Genomic DNA, 16,006 nt, shown 5'->3' on the forward strand with positions numbered 1-16,006 from the left:
GGCGGTACGACCTCCCTACCTCGGTTTTTGTGACCGCCAGACCAGGAACAGCGCCGACGCCACGGCCGCGCCCCGGATCACCCACGGCCAGGTCTGGGCGATGGCGTCGTTCATGTGCCCCTCGGCGACGGGATCGCCCCAGCGCCCCTCGGACCGCCCCCACAGCCAGACGAGCCCGGCCGTGAGCGCGAGCCCCGGCAGCCCCATGACGGCGAACTTCGTCTCCCGCTCGGTCAGCCGGCGCGAGGCGTAGGCGATGAGCCACCCCAGGATCAGCCCGAACCAGTTCCCGAGCACCGCGCCGACGACGAGACAGCCGGCGGCGAGCAGCAGCAGGGGGTTGCTCCAGCGGGCCCGCTCACCGGAGGGCGAGCGCCGAAGGAGGCGGAGCCGGCGGCGGCGCGGCCGGCCGCCGTCCCCGTCCTCACCCGGTTCCCCGTCGGCCTCCTCCTCCCCGTCCGCCCCCTCCTCCTCGAGTTTCCTGGGCCGCGGCGGCTTGAGCAGGTCCGGGATCTCCACGCCGCCGACGAACCCGGGCACGTCCTCGCCGATGCCCAGCGGGGTCGGCTCGTTCAGCCACCAGTCGGGCGTCTCACGGCTGTCGCCCAGCTCGTGCAGGGGCGCGCGGTGCGGCGGGGAGGCCACGTCGGAGGGGGTGGCGGCGGGGGGCGGCGCGCCGGTCCGCGGCCGCGGCACGACCCGCCGGATCCCCTTCGGCCGCTCCTGCTCCTCCTCGCGGTCGCGTTGCGCGGGCACGGAGGGCGCAGGCGGCTGCGGCTGCGGCGCGACACCGCCGCGTTCGGCCGCGGCGGCCACGATGTCGTCGGGGCTGCCGAGACGGTCGATGATGCGGCGGACGGCGGCGGGAGAGTCGACGGCGGCCTTCGCCCGGCGCCGGTCGATCTCGTTGCGCAGCTCGGAGACGAGCCGCATCCGCGTGGCCGACGACAACTGTCGCTGCTGCGCGACGTCCCCGACCCGGCTCAGATACTCGTAGACGACTTGGTCGCTCTCGATCCCCACGGGAAGACGCTACCGCGCAGGCCGGCACAGACCAGCCCATGCACCGTCAGCGATCGTGCACCGGCCTGAGTCACTCCTCCCGTCCGGCAGGTGAGGACGAGCCCCCGCCAAGGACCGACGCGGGAGATCCGGGACGGCGGCGATCGAGCCCCGGCACGCATCATCCGGGGTCCGGGAGCGGCGGCGATCGAGCGCCGGTGCGCATCATCCAGCCCGTCCGGCGTTTGAGGACGAGGCCCTTTCGGGGCCGAAGCGGGGTCCGGGGGCGCAGCCCCCAGGGGGCGCCAACCGCTACCGTGGGCAAGATGAGCACCGAGGACCAGCGGGCCCCCCGCTCCCTAGCGGCAGCGCTCCGCGCCCGGGACGACGCTTCCCTGGCCGCGCTGCTGCGCGCCCGCCCCGACCTCATCACCCCGGTCCCCACCGACCTCACCCAGCTCGCCACCCGGGCCGGCACCCGTGCCTCCGTCGTCCGCGCGCTGGAACGGCTCGACCGGTTCGCCCTCCAGACCGCGGAGGCGCTGGCCGTGGCAGGCGACCCGGCGACGTACGACGAGCTGCTCGGGCTGATGGCGGGCGACGCGCGCGACCCGGCCGTCGCCGACGCGCTGCCCGGCGCCCTGGCGGCCCTGCGGGAACAGGCCCTGGTCTGGGGTGACGAAGGCAGCCTCCGCCTCGTGCGCACCGCCCGTGAACTGCTCGCGCCGTCCGCGCAGCACCCGTCCCCGACGGGGCTCGGGCCGAGCGTGCGGGAGGCCACGGCGGGCATGTCACCGGGCCGGATCCAGGAGCTGGTGGCGGCGGCCGGACTGCCGTCCACGCACGACTCGGTGTCGGCCGTCGGTGCGCTCACCTCCCTGTTCACCCACCGCAAGAAGATGACGGCGCTGCTCGCGAAGGCGCCCGCCGACTCCGTCGACGTCCTGAAGCGGCTGATGTGGGGGCCTCCGTACGGGCAGGTCACGGCCGACCCGGCGGCGCGGCTGCGCTGGCTGCTCGACCGCGGGCTGCTGCTGCCGACGGCGCCCGGGACCGTCGTACTGCCCCGCGAGGTCGCCCTGCATCTGCGCGAGGGCCGGGCCCACCGCACGCCCGAACCCGTGCCGCCCGCCGTCGAGGCGACCGTCGCGCACCGTCCTCAGGTGGTGGACGCGACGGCGGCCGGGCAGGCGTACACGGCGTTGACGACCGTGGAGGAGCTGCTGAAGGACTGGCACGAGGGTGGCCCCGCCGTCCTGCGGGCCGGTGGGCTGAGCGTGCGCGACCTCAAGCGGACGGCCGTCGCCCTCGATGTGTCCGAGCCGATGGCCGCGTTCTGGGTCGAGTTGACGTACGCGGCCGGGCTGCTCGCCTCCGACGGGGAGGCCGACGAGCGGTACGCGGCGACCCCGGAGTACGACGAGTGGCTGGAGCGGCCTCCCGCCGACCGGTGGGCGCAGCTCGCGCAGGCGTGGCTGGCGGCGACCCGGACGTCCGGGGTGGTCGGCGGCCGGGATCTCAAGGAGCGGGCGCTGGCGGCGCTGGGGCCGGGCCTGGACCGGTCCGCCGCGCCCGAGGTGCGCCACCGGGTGCTGACCCTGCTGGCCGGGCTGCCCGAGGGCGCGGCGCCGGACGCCGGGACGGTGCTGGCCCGGCTGCGCTGGGAGCGCCCGCTGCGCGGACCGCAGGGTCAGCACAACCCGCAGGCGCAGCCCGGCCCGCAGAGTCCTCAGGGTTCCGGTACCCAGGGTGCTCAGGGCCAGGGCGCTCAGGGTGTTCAGGGCGACGACGACCTGCGCTCCCGGCTGGCCCGCTGGACCCTGACGGAGGCCGAACTCCTGGGCGTGACCGGCCGGGGCGCGCTGTCGTCGCACGGGCGGGCCCTGCTCGGGGCGTGGCCCGCGGCGAAACCGGCCGCCACCGCCGCCACCACCGACGCACCGGCCGTCCCGACCGGTCCCGGCGACAAGCTGCCCGCGCACCACCGCCCGGCCGCCCCGGGACACCGGGCCGCGCCTCTCTCGCCTCCGGAGCAGGCCGTGGCCACCGCGGCCGCCGCCCGTCTGCTCACCCCGCTCCTCCCCGAGCCCCTGGACCACGTCCTGCTCCAGGCCGATCTGACCGCCGTCGCCCCCGGTCCGCTGCGACGCCCGCTGGCCGATGTGCTGAGCGTCCTCGCGGACGTCGAGTCCAAGGGCGGCGCGACCGTCTACCGCTTCACGCCCGGCTCGGTGCGACGAGCTCTGGACGCCGGCCGCAGCGCCTCCGACCTGCACGCCTTCCTCACCGAGCACTCCCGTACGCCGGTGCCGCAGCCGCTGGCCTACCTGATCGACGACGTGGCCCGCCGGCACGGCCATCTACGGGTGGGCGCGGCCTCGGCCTACGTCCGCTGCGACGACGACGCCCTGCTGAACGAGATCCTCGCCGACAAGCGCGCCGCCGCACTGCGCCTGCGCCGACTGGCCCCCACCGTGCTCGCGGCCCAGGCCGACCCGGCGACCCTCCTCGACGGTCTGCGGGCGATGGGCTTCGCGCCCGCCGCCGAGTCCGCCGAGGGGGATGTCCTGATCACCCGCGCCCACGCCCACCGCACCCCGCCGCGCACGGCTCCGGAGCCGGTGCCGGACGGCCCGCCGGTGCCCGACACCACCCTGCTCACCGCGGCGATCCGCGCGATCCGGGCCGGTGACCTGGCCGCGACGACCCCCCGCAAACCGACGGAGGACGCCGCCCCGCTCGCCGCGGGCGAACTCCCCCGGACCAGCTCCGCCGAGACCCTCGCCACCATGCAGGCCGCCGTCCTCACCGGCGAGGCCCTGTGGATCGGCTACGTCAACGCCGAGGGCACCGCCAGCCAGCACGTCATCGCCCCGGTCCGGGTGGAGGGCGGCTTCGTCACGGCCTACGACCACACGGCCGACGAGGTCCGCACCTACCCGCTGCACCGGATCACGGGCGTGGCGGAACTGGCGGAGGACTGACCGCGCCGGCCGTTCAGCACTCCCCGACGCCGGCGTCCGCCGGCAGGCCGAAGTGGGCGCGGGCCGTGGCCTCCAGGGTGCGGGACGACATCGGGTCCTGGAGGGCGGGCCGGGTGAAGACGCCGAAGTGGGACTCCGTCCACCGCCCGTAGCCGTCGCCGTCCGGCGGCTCCTCCCGGGCCACGACCCGGTAGCCCCCGGCGGCCGCGTCGTCCCGCTCCAGCCGCACCACCTGCGGGTACTGCCCGGCCCCGCATTCCACCAGGTTGTCGCCCTGCACCCCGTACTCGACGCACAGCGTGTTGACGCCGGCCCGCACCTCGCCCCCGTGCTCCTCCAGCTCGAGCGCCTCCGCCCGGCAGAACCAGCGCGCCTCGAGCGCGGGCACGCTCTCGCCGTAGCCGCTCCCCCGCGACTCCGCCGCGATCCTGGCCTCGATCACCGGCCGCACCTCGCCCCACAGCCGCCCGTCGATGTCCGCCGGCCACATGACCCAGGTACCCGTGGCCGCCAGCACCGCCGCGGCTCCCACGCCGACCGCGCCTCTGCGGAACGACAGGACCGACATACCGTGACTCCCCACCGCGTCGCGCCCATCGCGCTGCTCCCCCGGTCAGACACGCGAAAGGTGGACAGGGTTGCTCAGCGTCGCCGGGAAGAAGCGGGCCGCCGTAACGGCACGGCGTACGGCACACTGGAGGTTTGGCCCGTGCGGAAGGGATGGCGTACGTGAACGGACCGCTGATCGTCCAGTCGGACAAGACTCTGCTCCTGGAGGTCGACCATGAGCAGGCGGACGACTGCCGTCGTGCCATCGCGCCGTTCGCGGAACTGGAGCGGGCGCCGGAGCACATCCACACCTACCGGCTGACCCCGCTGGGCCTGTGGAACGCCCGGGCGGCCGGGCACGACGCCGAGCAGGTGGTGGACGCGCTCGTGCAGTACAGCCGCTACCCGGTGCCGCACGCGCTGCTCGTCGACATCGCCGAGACGATGGACCGCTACGGCCGTCTGACCCTGAGCAAGCACCCCGCACACGGGCTCGTGCTCACCACCACCGACCGGCCGGTGCTGGAGGAGATCCTGCGCTCCAAGCGGGTCGCTCCGCTCGTCGGCGTCCGGATCGACCCGGACAGCGTCGCCGTGCACCCCTCCGAGCGGGGACAGATCAAGCAGACGCTGCTGAAGCTGGGCTGGCCGGCCGAGGACCTCGCGGGGTACGTCGACGGCGAGGCGCACCCGATCGAGCTGGCCGAGGACGGCTGGGCGCTCAGGCCGTACCAGAAGCAGGCGGTGGAGAACTTCTGGCACGGCGGCAGCGGCGTCGTGGTCCTGCCCTGCGGTGCGGGCAAGACCCTCGTCGGCGCCGGGGCGATGGCCCAGGCGAAGTCGACGACGCTGATCCTCGTCACCAACACGGTCTCCGCGCGGCAGTGGAAGCACGAGCTGGTGAAGCGGACGTCGCTGACCGAGGAGGAGATCGGCGAGTACAGCGGGACCAGGAAGGAGATCCGGCCGGTCACCATCGCCACCTACCAGGTGCTGACGACCCGCCGGAAGGGCGTCTACCCGCACCTGGAGCTGTTCGACTCCCGGGACTGGGGGCTCATCCTCTACGACGAGGTGCACCTGCTGCCGGCGCCGGTCTTCAAGTTCACGGCGGATCTCCAGGCCCGTCGGCGTCTCGGTCTGACCGCGACCCTGGTCCGCGAGGACGGCCGTGAGTCGGACGTGTTCTCCCTGATCGGGCCGAAGCGCTTCGACGCGCCGTGGAAGGAGATCGAGGCGCAGGGCTACATCGCGCCCGCGGACTGCGTCGAGGTCCGGGTCAACCTGACGGACTCCGAGCGGCTGGCGTACGCGACGGCCGAGGCGGAGGAGAAGTACCGCTTCTGCGCGACGACGGCGACGAAGCGGAAGGTGACGGAGGCGATCGTCCGCCGCTTCGCGGGGCAGCAGATCCTCGTCATCGGCCAGTACATCGACCAGCTGGACGAGCTGGGCGAGCACCTCGGCGCGCCGGTGATCAAGGGCGAGACCTCGAACGCCCAGCGCGAGAAGCTGTTCAACGCCTTCCGGGAGGGCGAGATCAGCGTGCTGGTGGTGTCCAAGGTCGCGAACTTCTCGATCGACCTGCCTGAGGCGACGGTCGCCGTCCAGGTCTCGGGCACCTTCGGCTCCCGTCAGGAGGAGGCCCAGCGCCTCGGCCGTGTCCTGCGCCCCAAGGCGGACGGCCACCAGGCCCACTTCTACTCGGTGGTGGCACGGGACACCCTCGACCAGGACTTCGCGGCGCACCGCCAGCGCTTCCTGGCGGAACAGGGTTACGCGTACCGGATCATGGACGCGGACGAGCTGCTGGCGGAGGGCGCCTGAGTCCCCCCGGGGCCGACCGCGGCGGTGGAGTCACCTGCGGCGGCGGACTCCGGCTTCCTCTCCGTACTCGCCGAGGATGATCACGTCGAAGGCGGCGCCCGCGAACACCTTCATGGCGCGCAGGGCGTCGCCGAGGCGGTGGCGGTGCGTACCGGACAGGGAGGTCGCGCCGGACGGGCGACCGGGGGCCGGGGTGAAGGTCGCTGCACTCATGTCTCCATGATGGGATCCAAGGGGTAAAGGGGGCATCGGTCCCAGGTCCCCGTTCGGCCTACTCCTCGGGTACCCCTGCGGAGGGGGGTCTCCCCTACGGGACGGAGAGCCCGCCCTCAGGGTGGGAGGGATCCGCGGGCACCCGTACGTCCCGTACGTACCGGACTCGCACCCCCGCACCCCCGCACCCCCGCACCCCCGCACCCCCGCACCCCCGCACCCCCGCACCCCCGCACCCCCGCACCCCCGCACCCCCGCACCCCCGCACCAGGGTCGCCGGGGTCGCCGGGGTAAATGCGTTGGCACACGCCTCCCCCGTTCACCTACAATCTCCGCTCTTGCCCGCCTCCCTTCCCGGAGTGCCGCTGTCCGGACGGAAACCGGACGGCCTCACCGCAGCGCCCCCCTCAGCCGGCCCGGAGGCACCCCCTTGTCCACGCCGTCCACACCGTCCACGCCTGTCGACGACGATCCGCTCGCCCGCGAACGCGCCCACCTCGCCTCCTCCCGGGGCGCCCTGCGGGCCATGCGCGAGGACGTCGAGGCGCTCGACATCAGTGACGTCACCGCGAACTGGGTCAACGCCCAGATCCTGGAGCGCCAGATCGGGGAGCGCATCAAGGCGCTCGCCGACCTCAGCCACACCCCGTTGTTCTTCGGCCGGCTCGACTACCTGCACGCCCCGGGCGCCGATCGGGCGGAGGGCGCGGAGGGGGAACAGTTCTACATCGGACGTAGGCATGTGCACGACGGCGACGGCGATCCGATGGTGATCGACTGGCGTGCGCCGGTCTCCCAGCCGTTCTACCGGGCCTCGAAGAAGGACCCGATGGACGTCGGGCTGCGCCGCCGCTTCGGTTACACCGGCGGCGACCTCACCGCGTACGAGGACGAGCATCTCTCGGACCCGGCCGAGACGGCGCGGACCAGCAAGCTGCTCCAGCGGGAGATCGAGCGGCCGCGTGTCGGACCGATGCGCGACATCGTCGCGACCATCCAGCCCGAGCAGGACGAGATCGTGCGCAGCGGGCTGGGCGGGACGGTCTGTGTCCAGGGAGGGCCTGGCACCGGGAAGACGGCAGTCGGTCTGCACCGGGTGGCCTATCTGCTCTACGCCCACCGCGAGCGGCTCGCCCGCACCGGCACGCTGGTCATCGGGCCGAACAGGTCCTTCCTCCACTACATCGAGCAAGTGCTGCCCGCACTGGGTGAGTTGACGGTCCGCCAGGGCACGGTCGACGACCTGGTGGCCCATGTGGAGGTGCGGGGCACGGACGAGGCGGCGGCGGCGATCGTCAAGGGGGACGCGAGGATGGCGAAGGTGCTGCGGCGGGCCGTCCGCTCGCACGTCACCATGCCGGGCGAACCCCTCGTCGTCGTGCGCGGCTCCCGTCGGTGGCGGCTGCCCGCGTACGAACTGGAGGAGATGGTCCGCGAGTTGCTGGACCGGGACATCCGCTACGGCGCCGCCCGCGAGGCCCTGCCGCAGCGCATCGCGCACGCGATCCTGGTGCAGATGGAACGCTCGGGCGAGGCGCCTGACGACCGGGTCCAGGACGCCGTCGCCCGCAACAGCGCGGTGAAGGCGGCCGTGAAGGCGGTCTGGCCGGTCGTCGATCCGGCGAAGCTGGTGCTCCGGCTGCTCACGGACGGGGAGTTCCTGGCGGAGCACGCGGCGGGCGTGCTGAGCGAGGACGAGCAGAAGACGATCCTGTGGGCGAAGCCGGTGCGGTCCGTGAAGTCGGCCAGGTGGTCGGCGGCGGACGCGGTGCTGATCGACGAGGCGACCGACATCGTCGAGCGCACGCACTCGCTCGGCCATGTGGTCCTGGACGAGGCGCAGGACCTGTCCCCCATGCAGTACCGGGCGGTCGGCCGCCGCTGCACCACGGGGTCGGCGACCGTGCTGGGCGACCTGGCGCAGGGCACCACCCCCTGGGCGACCCGGAGCTGGGAGGAGGCCCTCGGTCACCTCGGCAAGGCGGACGCGGTGATCGAGGAACTGACGGCCGGTTTCCGCGTGCCGACGGACGTCATCACCTACGCCTCCCGTCTGCTCCCGCACATCGCACCGGGCCTCACGCCCGTCGCGTCGGTCCGTGAGAACCCCGGCTTCTTCGACCTCCGGCCGGCCGCCGGTGACGCCGACGTCGTGGCCGCCTGCGAGGAGTTGCTGCGCAACGAGGGCTCGACGGGCCTGATCGCGGCCGACGCCCGGATCCCGGCACTGGCCGAAGCGCTGGCCGCGGCGGGCGTCGGCCATCTGTCCCCCGGCGAGGAGACGACGGCCGAGACCCGCCTCACCCTGGTCCCGGCCTCCCTGGCCAAGGGCCTGGAGTACGACTACGTCGTCCTGGACGAACCCCGGGCGGTGGTCGACGGCGAACCGGACGAACGGACAGGCCTGCGCCGGCTCTACGTGGCACTGACCCGAGCGGTATCGGGCCTGATCGTGACCCACGCGGCCGCGCTGCCACCCCAACTGGCCTGACCCACACGACCACGCTGCCACCCGGTGCGCCGCTCGCCCGCCCAGCCGGGCCGACGGGTCGGCTGGCGGGCCGCCACCCGAGCCGGGCCGACCGTCGGCGGGCGCGCTGCCACCCCAACTGGCCTGACCCACACGACCGCGCTACCACCCCAGCCGGGCCGACCCGCCGGCCTGACCCACACGGCCGCTGCCGCCACCCCAGCCGGGCCGACGGGTCGGCGGGCGGGCCGCCACCCGAGCCGGGCCGACCCTCGGCGGGCGCGCTGCCACCCCAACTGGCCTGACCCGCACGGCCGCTGCCGCCACCCCAGCCGGGCCGACGGGTCGGCGGGCGGGCCGCCACCCGAGCCGGGCCGACCCTCGGCGGACGGGCCGCCGCCCGAGCCGGGCCGACCGTCGGCGGGCGGGCTACTCGGTCCGTTCGGCGTCCACGGCTCGTCGCCATTGCGCCACGGCCTGCGCCGACACCGGGCCGGTCCAGCCGTCGGGGCGGGCCGCGCCGCCGATGTGGAAGGCGTCGATGCCGCCGGCCCTCAGCACCGGCACATGGTCGAGGCGCAGGCCGCCGCCCACGAGGAGCTGCTGCTCGTAGCCCTGCTCCCCCTGCCGTGCCGCCTCCGCGAGGAGGGTGGGCAGGCCGGTGTCGACGCCGGTGGCGGAACCGGCCGTGAGGTAGGTGTCCAGTCCGGGCAGACCGTCCAGCTGCTTGCGCAGGGCATCGCGGTCGCCGGCGTGGTCGAGGGCGCGGTGGAAGGTCCAGCGGCAGCCGTCCAGCTCGGCGACGACCCGCTCCACCGCGGCCAGGTCCACTCCGCCCTCGGCGTCGAGGAACCCGAGCACGAACTCCTCCGCGCCGGCCGTCCGCAGCTCGCCGGCGAGCCGTACGAGGGAGGCGACGTCCTGCGCGGTTCCCGCCGCGAAGCCGTCGGAGCGCCTCAGCATCACGCGCAGGGAGAGATCCACGGCGGCCCGGATCCCGGCGAAGACCGCGACCGGCGGGGTGAGCCCGTCGGCGGCCATGTCGGTGACCAGCTCGAGGCGGTCCGCGCCTCCGGCCTGGGCGGCGACCGCGTCCTCGGCATCGAGGGCGATCACCTCCAGAACTGCACGCTTGCTCATGGCACCCCATTCGTCGGCGTTACTCGCGTTCATCGGTCACATCGGCAACATCGGCTGCGTCGGCTTCATCGGGCGACTACAGGTCTAGTCCAATTCAAGAATACGCCGGAGAACCGGTCCGTACGCGCGACAATGGGGTCATGGCCGATCTCGACGCCCTGCGCACCCGTTTCAGCCACACCCTGGACCGAACCCGGGGCCCGGCCGGCGGCCCCGACCCGGCGCCGTACGCCGACGACCTCCTCGCCCGCTGGCAGGAGCCGCAGCGCCGCTACCACACGCTCACGCACCTCACCGAGGTCCTCGACCGCGTCGACGTCCTCGCCGAGTACGCCGCCGACCCGGACGTCGTCCGGCTGGCCGCCTGGTTCCACGACGCCGTCTACCTGCCCGACCGCTCCGAGAACGAGGAGCGCTCCGCCCGCCTCGCCGAGCGCGCCCTGCCCGAGGCCGGGGTCCCGCCGGAGCGGACCGCCGAGGTCGCGAGGCTCGTCCGGCTCACCGACACCCACGACCCGGCCGACGACGACCTCGACGGCCAGGTCCTGTGCGACGCCGACCTGGCGATCCTCGGCGCGCCGCCCACCGCGTACGCCGCCTACACCGCCGCCGTCCGCGAGGAGTACCACTTCGTGCCCAGCGACGCCTTCCGGGCCGGCCGGGCGGACATCCTGGGCCGACTCCTCGACCTGCCCCGGCTGTTCAGGACGCCGTACGGGAGCGAGCGGTGGGAGGCCACGGCCCGCTACAACCTGCGGGGCGAACTGGAACTGCTCACCTCGTGACCACCCCGCGCATCCCCGCCGAACGCCTCACCCTGGAAGGCGTCACGCCCACCGCCGCGGCCGGACTGCGGGCGGGCGGCGGCGGAGGCTTCGAGTGGCTCGGCGGCGGACCGTTCGAGGGAACGCGGGACGCCGCCGGGATGATGGTGCGGGCGTACGTGTCCGGCGTGCACCGGCCGGAGTTCGGCCTCTACGTCCTCGTGCGGCGGGAGGACGGCCGGGCCGTCGGCAGCATGTGCTTCCACGCGGCTCCGGACGGGGACGGCCGCGCGGAGATCGGCTACGACCTGGTCGAAACCGCCCGCGGCCACGGCTACGCGACCGAGGCGCTGCGCGCGCTGACCGGCTGGGCGTTGGCGCGGGACGACGTACGCCGCCTGTTCGCGGTCGTCGAGCACGCCAACGCCCCCTCTCGGGGGGTGCTCGAGCGGGCCGGTTTCGTCAGGGTCGGCGAGGGCGACGCGGAGGACGCGTACGAACTGCGCGGCCGACTCCACCCGCCCTCGACCTGATCGCCGTGTCGCTACTTCCCGGCGCCCTTGCGTCTGCGCAGGCCGGACGCCGTCAGCAGGCGCACCACCTCGCGGCTGCTCACCCGGACCGCGCCCGCCGCCACGACCTCGGCGTACCGATGCGAGGGGATGTCGTAGTGATCCCGCTCGAAGGCGCGCCGCGGGACGCCCAAGCCCTCGGCGAAGAGGTGCAGTTCGGCGTACGAGAGATCGCTGACGAGGTGCGACCACATACGGCCGTGCCCCGGCCAGTCCGGCGGGTCGATGTAGACGGTCACGAGAGCCTCATGAGGACGACGCCCCTCCCAGGGCCGACCCCAGGGAACCCACCGACGCGACCTTCACGCCGGCCTGGTGGCACACCCAGTGCGGGTCGGGACCGAGTTCGGGCTCGACCTCGAGCGCGTGCGGGTCGCCCGAGCCGCAGACCGGGCACAGGGGCCAGCGCCCGTGCCGCTCCAGCAGCGCGTCCTGCACGTCCTGCGCGACCAGTCCCGCCACGTACGTCACACCGTCCGGCCACTGCTCCACCCACCAACGCCGCTGCACGACGGATTCCTCGACCAGCGACACCACGTCCGCCGCGGCGACCTCGCCCGAGGCCAGATCGGCCAGCACGAGGGCGCGTGCCGTGTGCAACGCCTGTTCCAGGGGGGTGATGGGGTCCATGCCCCTATTGTGCGCACGCTTGACCCGAAGCCCGAACAGAAAATAGCTTTCAGATGTGACCAAGGCTGTGAAGGAAACCTTCAGTCCCGATCCCGCCGCGCTCGCCGCCAAGGTCCGCACCCTGGCCCCCTCGCTGACCCGCTCCATGCGGCGCGTCGCCGAAGCGGTCGCGAACGACCCGGCGGGCTGCGCCGCCCTCACCGTCACCGGCCTCGCCGAACTCACCGGCACCAGCGAGGCGACCGTCGTGCGCACCGCCCGCCTCCTCGGCTACTCCGGCTACCGTGACCTGCGGCTCGCCCTCGCCGGGCTGGCGGCGCAGCAGCGGTCCGGGCGGGCGCCGGCCATCACCACCGACATCGCGGTCGACGATCCCCTGGCGGACGTGGTCGCCAAGCTCGCCCACGACGAGCGGCAGACCCTCGCCGACACCGCCGCCACCCTCGACACCGGCCAGCTCGAGGCCGCCGTCACCGCCGCGGCGGCCGCCCGGCGCATCGACGTGTACGGCGTCGGGGCGTCCGGTCTCGTCGCCCAGGACCTCACCCAGAAGCTGCTGCGGATAGGGCTCATCGCGCACGCCCACAGCGACACCCACCTCGCGGTGACGAACGCGGTGCAGCTCGCCGCCGGTGACCTCGCCATCGCCATCACGCACTCCGGTGCGACACGGGACGTCATCGAACCGCTGCGGGTGGCGTTCGAGCACGGGGCCACGACCGTCGCCATCACGGGGCGGCCGAAGAGCGCGGTCACGCAGTACGCCGATCATGTGCTGGCCACGTCGACCGCGCGGGAGAGTGAGCTGCGTCCGGCGGCCATGTCGTCCCGGACGAGTCAACTGCTCGTGGTCGACTGCCTGTTCGTCGGGGTGGCCCAGCGGACCTACGCGACGGCCGCGCCGGCGCTGGCCGCGTCGTACGAGGCGCTGGCCCACCGGCACCGGTAGACCGTAGGGGCACCGGTAGACCGTGGCGGTGCCGACAGTTGCCCAGAACCGCACCGGAAAGAGCCGCTCCCGATGACCCACCACCCCGACCCCCGTGAGCTGCGCACCGCGCTCGAATCCCTCACGACCGAGGCGTTCCGCCCCGACCTCGCCGAGATCGACCGGCTCCCCACCCTCGACATCGCCCGGCTCATGAACGGCGAGGACGCCGCCGTCCCCGCCGCCGTCGGCGCGCGGCTCCCGCAGATCGCCGCCGTCGTCGACGCCGTCGCCGCCCGCATGGCGCGCGGCGGCCGGCTGGTCTACGCCGGCGCCGGTACCGCCGGACGGCTCGGTGTGCTCGACGCCTCCGAGTGCCCGCCGACCTTCAACACCGCGCCCGGACAGGTCGTAGGGCTGATCGCGGGCGGCCCGACGGCCATGGTCACCTCCGTCGAGGGCGCCGAGGACTCCGCGGAACTCGCCGAAGCGGACCTGGCCGCCCTCGCGCTCACCCCCGACGACACCGTGGTCGGCGTCTCCGCCTCCGGCCGCACCCCGTACGCCGTCGGCGCCGTCCGGTACGCGCGGGCACGGGGCGCCCTGACCGTCGGGCTGGCCTGCAACCCGGGCAGCGCGCTGGCCGCCGCCGCCGAGCACGGCATCGAGGTGGTCGTGGGCCCGGAGCTGCTCACCGGGTCCACCCGGCTGAAGGCGGGCACCGCGCAGAAGCTGGTGCTGAACATGATCTCGACGATCACGATGGTCCGGCTGGGCAAGACGTACGGGAACCTGATGGTCGACGTCCGCGCCTCGAACGAGAAGCTGCGCGCCCGTTCACGGCGGATCGTGGCGCTGGCGACCGGGGCGGACGAGACGGAGATCGAGGCCGCCCTCGCCGCCACCGACGGCGAGGTGAAGAACGCGATCCTCGTCCTGCTGACGGGGGTGGACGGGCCGGACGCCGCCCGCCTTCTGGAGGAGTCCGGGGGACATCTGCGCGCCGCGCTCGGTGCGGCGGGCGGCTGAGCCGCACGCTCGGGGGGTGCGCATCGACTCCCCCTCCACAGCCGCCGCGATCCTGCCCCTGGTGGGCGGCCCCGCCAACGTCACGTCCGTCGCCCACTGCATGACCCGGCTGCGGCTGGGCCTCTCCGATCCGTCCCGCGCGGACGAGGAGGCGCTGCGGGCGGTGCCCGGGGTGCTCGGGGTCGTCGTGGACGGCGGCTCGTACCAGGTGGTCCTCGGGCCGGGCGTGGTGACGCGGGTGACGGCCGCCTTCGAGCAGCTGCTCGCCCGGCCGTCCACCGCCGAGGAACTGGGCGCGCGAGGGGCCGGGTTGCGGGAGGAGCGGCGCAGGGACAACGCGACCCCGTTCAAGTCCGGCCTGCGCCGGCTGGCCGCCGTGTTCGTCCCGCTGATCCCCGCGCTCATCGGCTGCGGCGTCCTCGCCGGTGTCAACGGTCTGCTGCTCAACGCCGGGTGGCTGCCCGGCCTCACCCCCGCCCTGGCCGCCGTCGCGTCCGCGTTCATGGCACTGATCGCCGTCTTCGTCGGTCACCACACGGCGAAGGAGTTCGGCGGCACCCCGATCCTGGGCGGCGCGGTCGCGGCGATCGTCGTCTACCCGGGGGTCGCCAAGGTGACGGCGTTCGGGGTTGCCCTCGCCCCCGGCCAGGGCGGGGTCCTCGGCGCGCTGGCGGCCGCGCTGCTGGCCACCCGCGTCGAGAGATGGTGCCGCGGCCGCGTCCCGGAGGCGCTGGACGTACTCCTCACCCCCACCCTGACCGTCCTCGTCGCGGGACTCGGCACGCTGTACGGCCTGATGTACGCGGCCGGCGCGGTGTCCTCGGCCATCGGCACGGCGGCGAACTGGCTGCTGGCGACGACGGGCGCCTTCGCGGGGCTGGTGCTCGGCGGCCTCTTCCTGCCGCTGGTGATGCTCGGCCTCCACCAGGCCCTCATCCCCATCCACACCACCCTCATCGAGCAGCAGGGCTATACGGTCCTGCTGCCCGTCCTGGCGATGGCTGGCGCCGGGCAGGTCGGCGCGGCCGTGGCGGTGTACGTCCGGCTGCGCGACACGTCCATCCGGACGACGATCAGGTCGGCGCTCCCGGCCGGGCTGCTGGGCGTCGGGGAGCCTTTGATCTACGGGGTGTCGCTCCCGCTGGGCCGCCCCTTCCTCACCGCCTGCGCGGGCGGCGCGGCCGGCGGGGCCTTCGTCGGCTTCTTCGCGATGCTCGGCGACAAGGTGGGGGCGACGGCGATCGGCCCGTCCGGCTGGGCCCTGTTCCCGCTACTGGCGGGCAACAGGGGACTCGGCCTGACGGCGGCGGTCTACGCGGGCGGGCTGCTGACGGGCTACGCGGTCGGCTTCACGGCGACGTACGCCTTCGGCGGACTGGGACCGACGGGCACCGCCCCGAGCGGCGAGACCGGGCACGAGGAGACCGCGGGCCAGAAGACCGGGCACGAGGAGACCGCCGGCGGGAAGAACCGGCACGAGGAGACCCGGCACGAGGAGGCCGGGCACGAGGAGATCGCCGACGAGAAGACCGGGCACGACGAGATCACGGGCGAGAAGACCGGGCACGAGAAGACCGGGGGCGAGGAGGCCGAGCACGACGAGATCGCCGACGAGAAGACCGGGCACGACGAGATCACGGGCGAGAAGACCCGGCACGACGAGACCGCCGGCGAGAAAGCCAGGCACGAGCGGTGGCAGGTGGAAGCGCAGCCGCCTTCCACGCCCTGATCGACCGGGGTGATCCCGCCGACGCCACTTCCCCGGCAGCGGCAGCCCCTGGTGGCCTGACACTCCGCCGATCCAGCTGACGAGTCGCTCGTATCCAGGTCGGCCGGATTCGGGGCGGCCGGATTCGGGGCGGCGCCATGGTCGGCGTCCGGGAGCAGGCCGTGTCGAC

13 protein-coding genes and 1 pseudogene are annotated in these 16,006 nt (G+C 74.2%); 8 read left to right on the plus strand and 6 right to left on the minus strand.

The window, feature by feature from the left end:
- Positions 1-15: 15 nt before the first annotated feature.
- Positions 16-1,023, minus strand: coding sequence for a hypothetical protein (locus ACIPFH_RS28860; protein ID WP_401830877.1), 1,008 nt, complete (start codon positions 1,021-1,023; stop codon positions 16-18).
- Positions 1,024-1,328: 305 nt separating this feature from the next.
- Between ACIPFH_RS28860 and ACIPFH_RS28865 the strand changes: the two genes are divergently transcribed.
- On the plus strand, positions 1,329-3,986 hold the full coding sequence (locus ACIPFH_RS28865; protein WP_401830879.1) for a helicase-associated domain-containing protein: 2,658 nt from the start codon (positions 1,329-1,331) through the stop codon (positions 3,984-3,986).
- Between the two features lie 13 nt (positions 3,987-3,999).
- Here ACIPFH_RS28865 and ACIPFH_RS28870 read toward each other — a convergent pair whose 3' ends face one another.
- Positions 4,000-4,554, minus strand: a complete 555-nt coding sequence (locus ACIPFH_RS28870; protein ID WP_401830882.1) for a hypothetical protein — start codon at positions 4,552-4,554, stop codon at positions 4,000-4,002.
- 161 nt (positions 4,555-4,715) lie between these two features.
- On the opposite strand from ACIPFH_RS28870, the gene ACIPFH_RS28875 reads away from it, so the two are divergent.
- Positions 4,716-6,362: a DNA repair helicase XPB gene (locus ACIPFH_RS28875; RefSeq protein ID WP_401830883.1), complete on the plus strand. Its 1,647-nt coding sequence runs from the start codon at positions 4,716-4,718 to the stop codon at positions 6,360-6,362.
- Positions 6,363-6,392: 30 nt separating this feature from the next.
- Here ACIPFH_RS28875 and ACIPFH_RS28880 read toward each other — a convergent pair whose 3' ends face one another.
- Entirely contained in the window at positions 6,393-6,575 is a 183-nt protein-coding gene (locus tag ACIPFH_RS28880; protein ID WP_356246467.1) for a hypothetical protein, read from the minus strand.
- Between the two features lie 430 nt (positions 6,576-7,005).
- On the opposite strand from ACIPFH_RS28880, the gene ACIPFH_RS28885 reads away from it, so the two are divergent.
- On the plus strand, positions 7,006-9,066 hold the full coding sequence (locus ACIPFH_RS28885; RefSeq protein WP_401830884.1) for a HelD family protein: 2,061 nt from the start codon (positions 7,006-7,008) through the stop codon (positions 9,064-9,066).
- A gap of 408 nt (positions 9,067-9,474) precedes the next feature.
- On the opposite strand, the gene ACIPFH_RS28890 is transcribed toward ACIPFH_RS28885, so the two are convergent.
- Positions 9,475-10,185, minus strand: a complete 711-nt coding sequence (locus ACIPFH_RS28890; protein ID WP_401830887.1) for a copper homeostasis protein CutC — start codon at positions 10,183-10,185, stop codon at positions 9,475-9,477.
- Between the two features lie 140 nt (positions 10,186-10,325).
- Here ACIPFH_RS28890 and ACIPFH_RS28895 point away from each other — a divergent pair, with 140 nt between their 5' ends.
- Entirely contained in the window at positions 10,326-10,970 is a 645-nt protein-coding gene (locus ACIPFH_RS28895; RefSeq protein WP_401830888.1) for a hypothetical protein, read from the plus strand.
- A gap of 11 nt (positions 10,971-10,981) precedes the next feature.
- Positions 10,982-11,482 (plus strand): annotated as a pseudogene (locus tag ACIPFH_RS28900) (GNAT family N-acetyltransferase); the annotation flags it as partial.
- An 11-nt stretch (positions 11,483-11,493) separates the two neighbouring features.
- Here the strand turns inward: ACIPFH_RS28900 and ACIPFH_RS28905 are convergent.
- Positions 11,494-11,760 (minus strand): DUF4031 domain-containing protein, encoded by a 267-nt coding sequence (locus ACIPFH_RS28905; protein ID WP_401830890.1) that lies wholly within the window; start codon positions 11,758-11,760, stop codon positions 11,494-11,496.
- A gap of 7 nt (positions 11,761-11,767) precedes the next feature.
- Positions 11,768-12,151 carry a hypothetical protein gene (locus ACIPFH_RS28910; RefSeq protein ID WP_401830892.1) on the minus strand — a complete coding sequence of 128 codons (384 nt, stop codon included), beginning with the start codon at positions 12,149-12,151 and terminating at the stop codon, positions 11,768-11,770.
- Positions 12,152-12,206: 55 nt separating this feature from the next.
- Here ACIPFH_RS28910 and ACIPFH_RS28915 point away from each other — a divergent pair, with 55 nt between their 5' ends.
- The 3 genes from ACIPFH_RS28915 (at position 12,207) to ACIPFH_RS28925 (ending at position 15,837) form a co-directional block, all read left to right on the plus strand.
- Positions 12,207-13,100, plus strand: coding sequence for a MurR/RpiR family transcriptional regulator (locus tag ACIPFH_RS28915; protein WP_401830894.1), 894 nt, complete (start codon positions 12,207-12,209; stop codon positions 13,098-13,100).
- Between the two features lie 72 nt (positions 13,101-13,172).
- Positions 13,173-14,108: an N-acetylmuramic acid 6-phosphate etherase gene (gene murQ / locus ACIPFH_RS28920; RefSeq protein WP_401830895.1), complete on the plus strand. Its 936-nt coding sequence runs from the start codon at positions 13,173-13,175 to the stop codon at positions 14,106-14,108.
- A 16-nt stretch (positions 14,109-14,124) separates the two neighbouring features.
- Complete coding sequence (locus tag ACIPFH_RS28925) at positions 14,125-15,837, plus strand: PTS transporter subunit EIIC (protein ID WP_401830896.1); 1,713 nt, start codon at positions 14,125-14,127, stop codon at positions 15,835-15,837.
- Positions 15,838-16,006: the final 169 nt, after the last annotated feature.

Origin of the sequence: Streptomyces sp. NPDC088157 (assembly GCF_044741545.1) — a bacterium.
GTDB lineage: Bacteria > Actinomycetota > Actinomycetes > Streptomycetales > Streptomycetaceae > Streptomyces.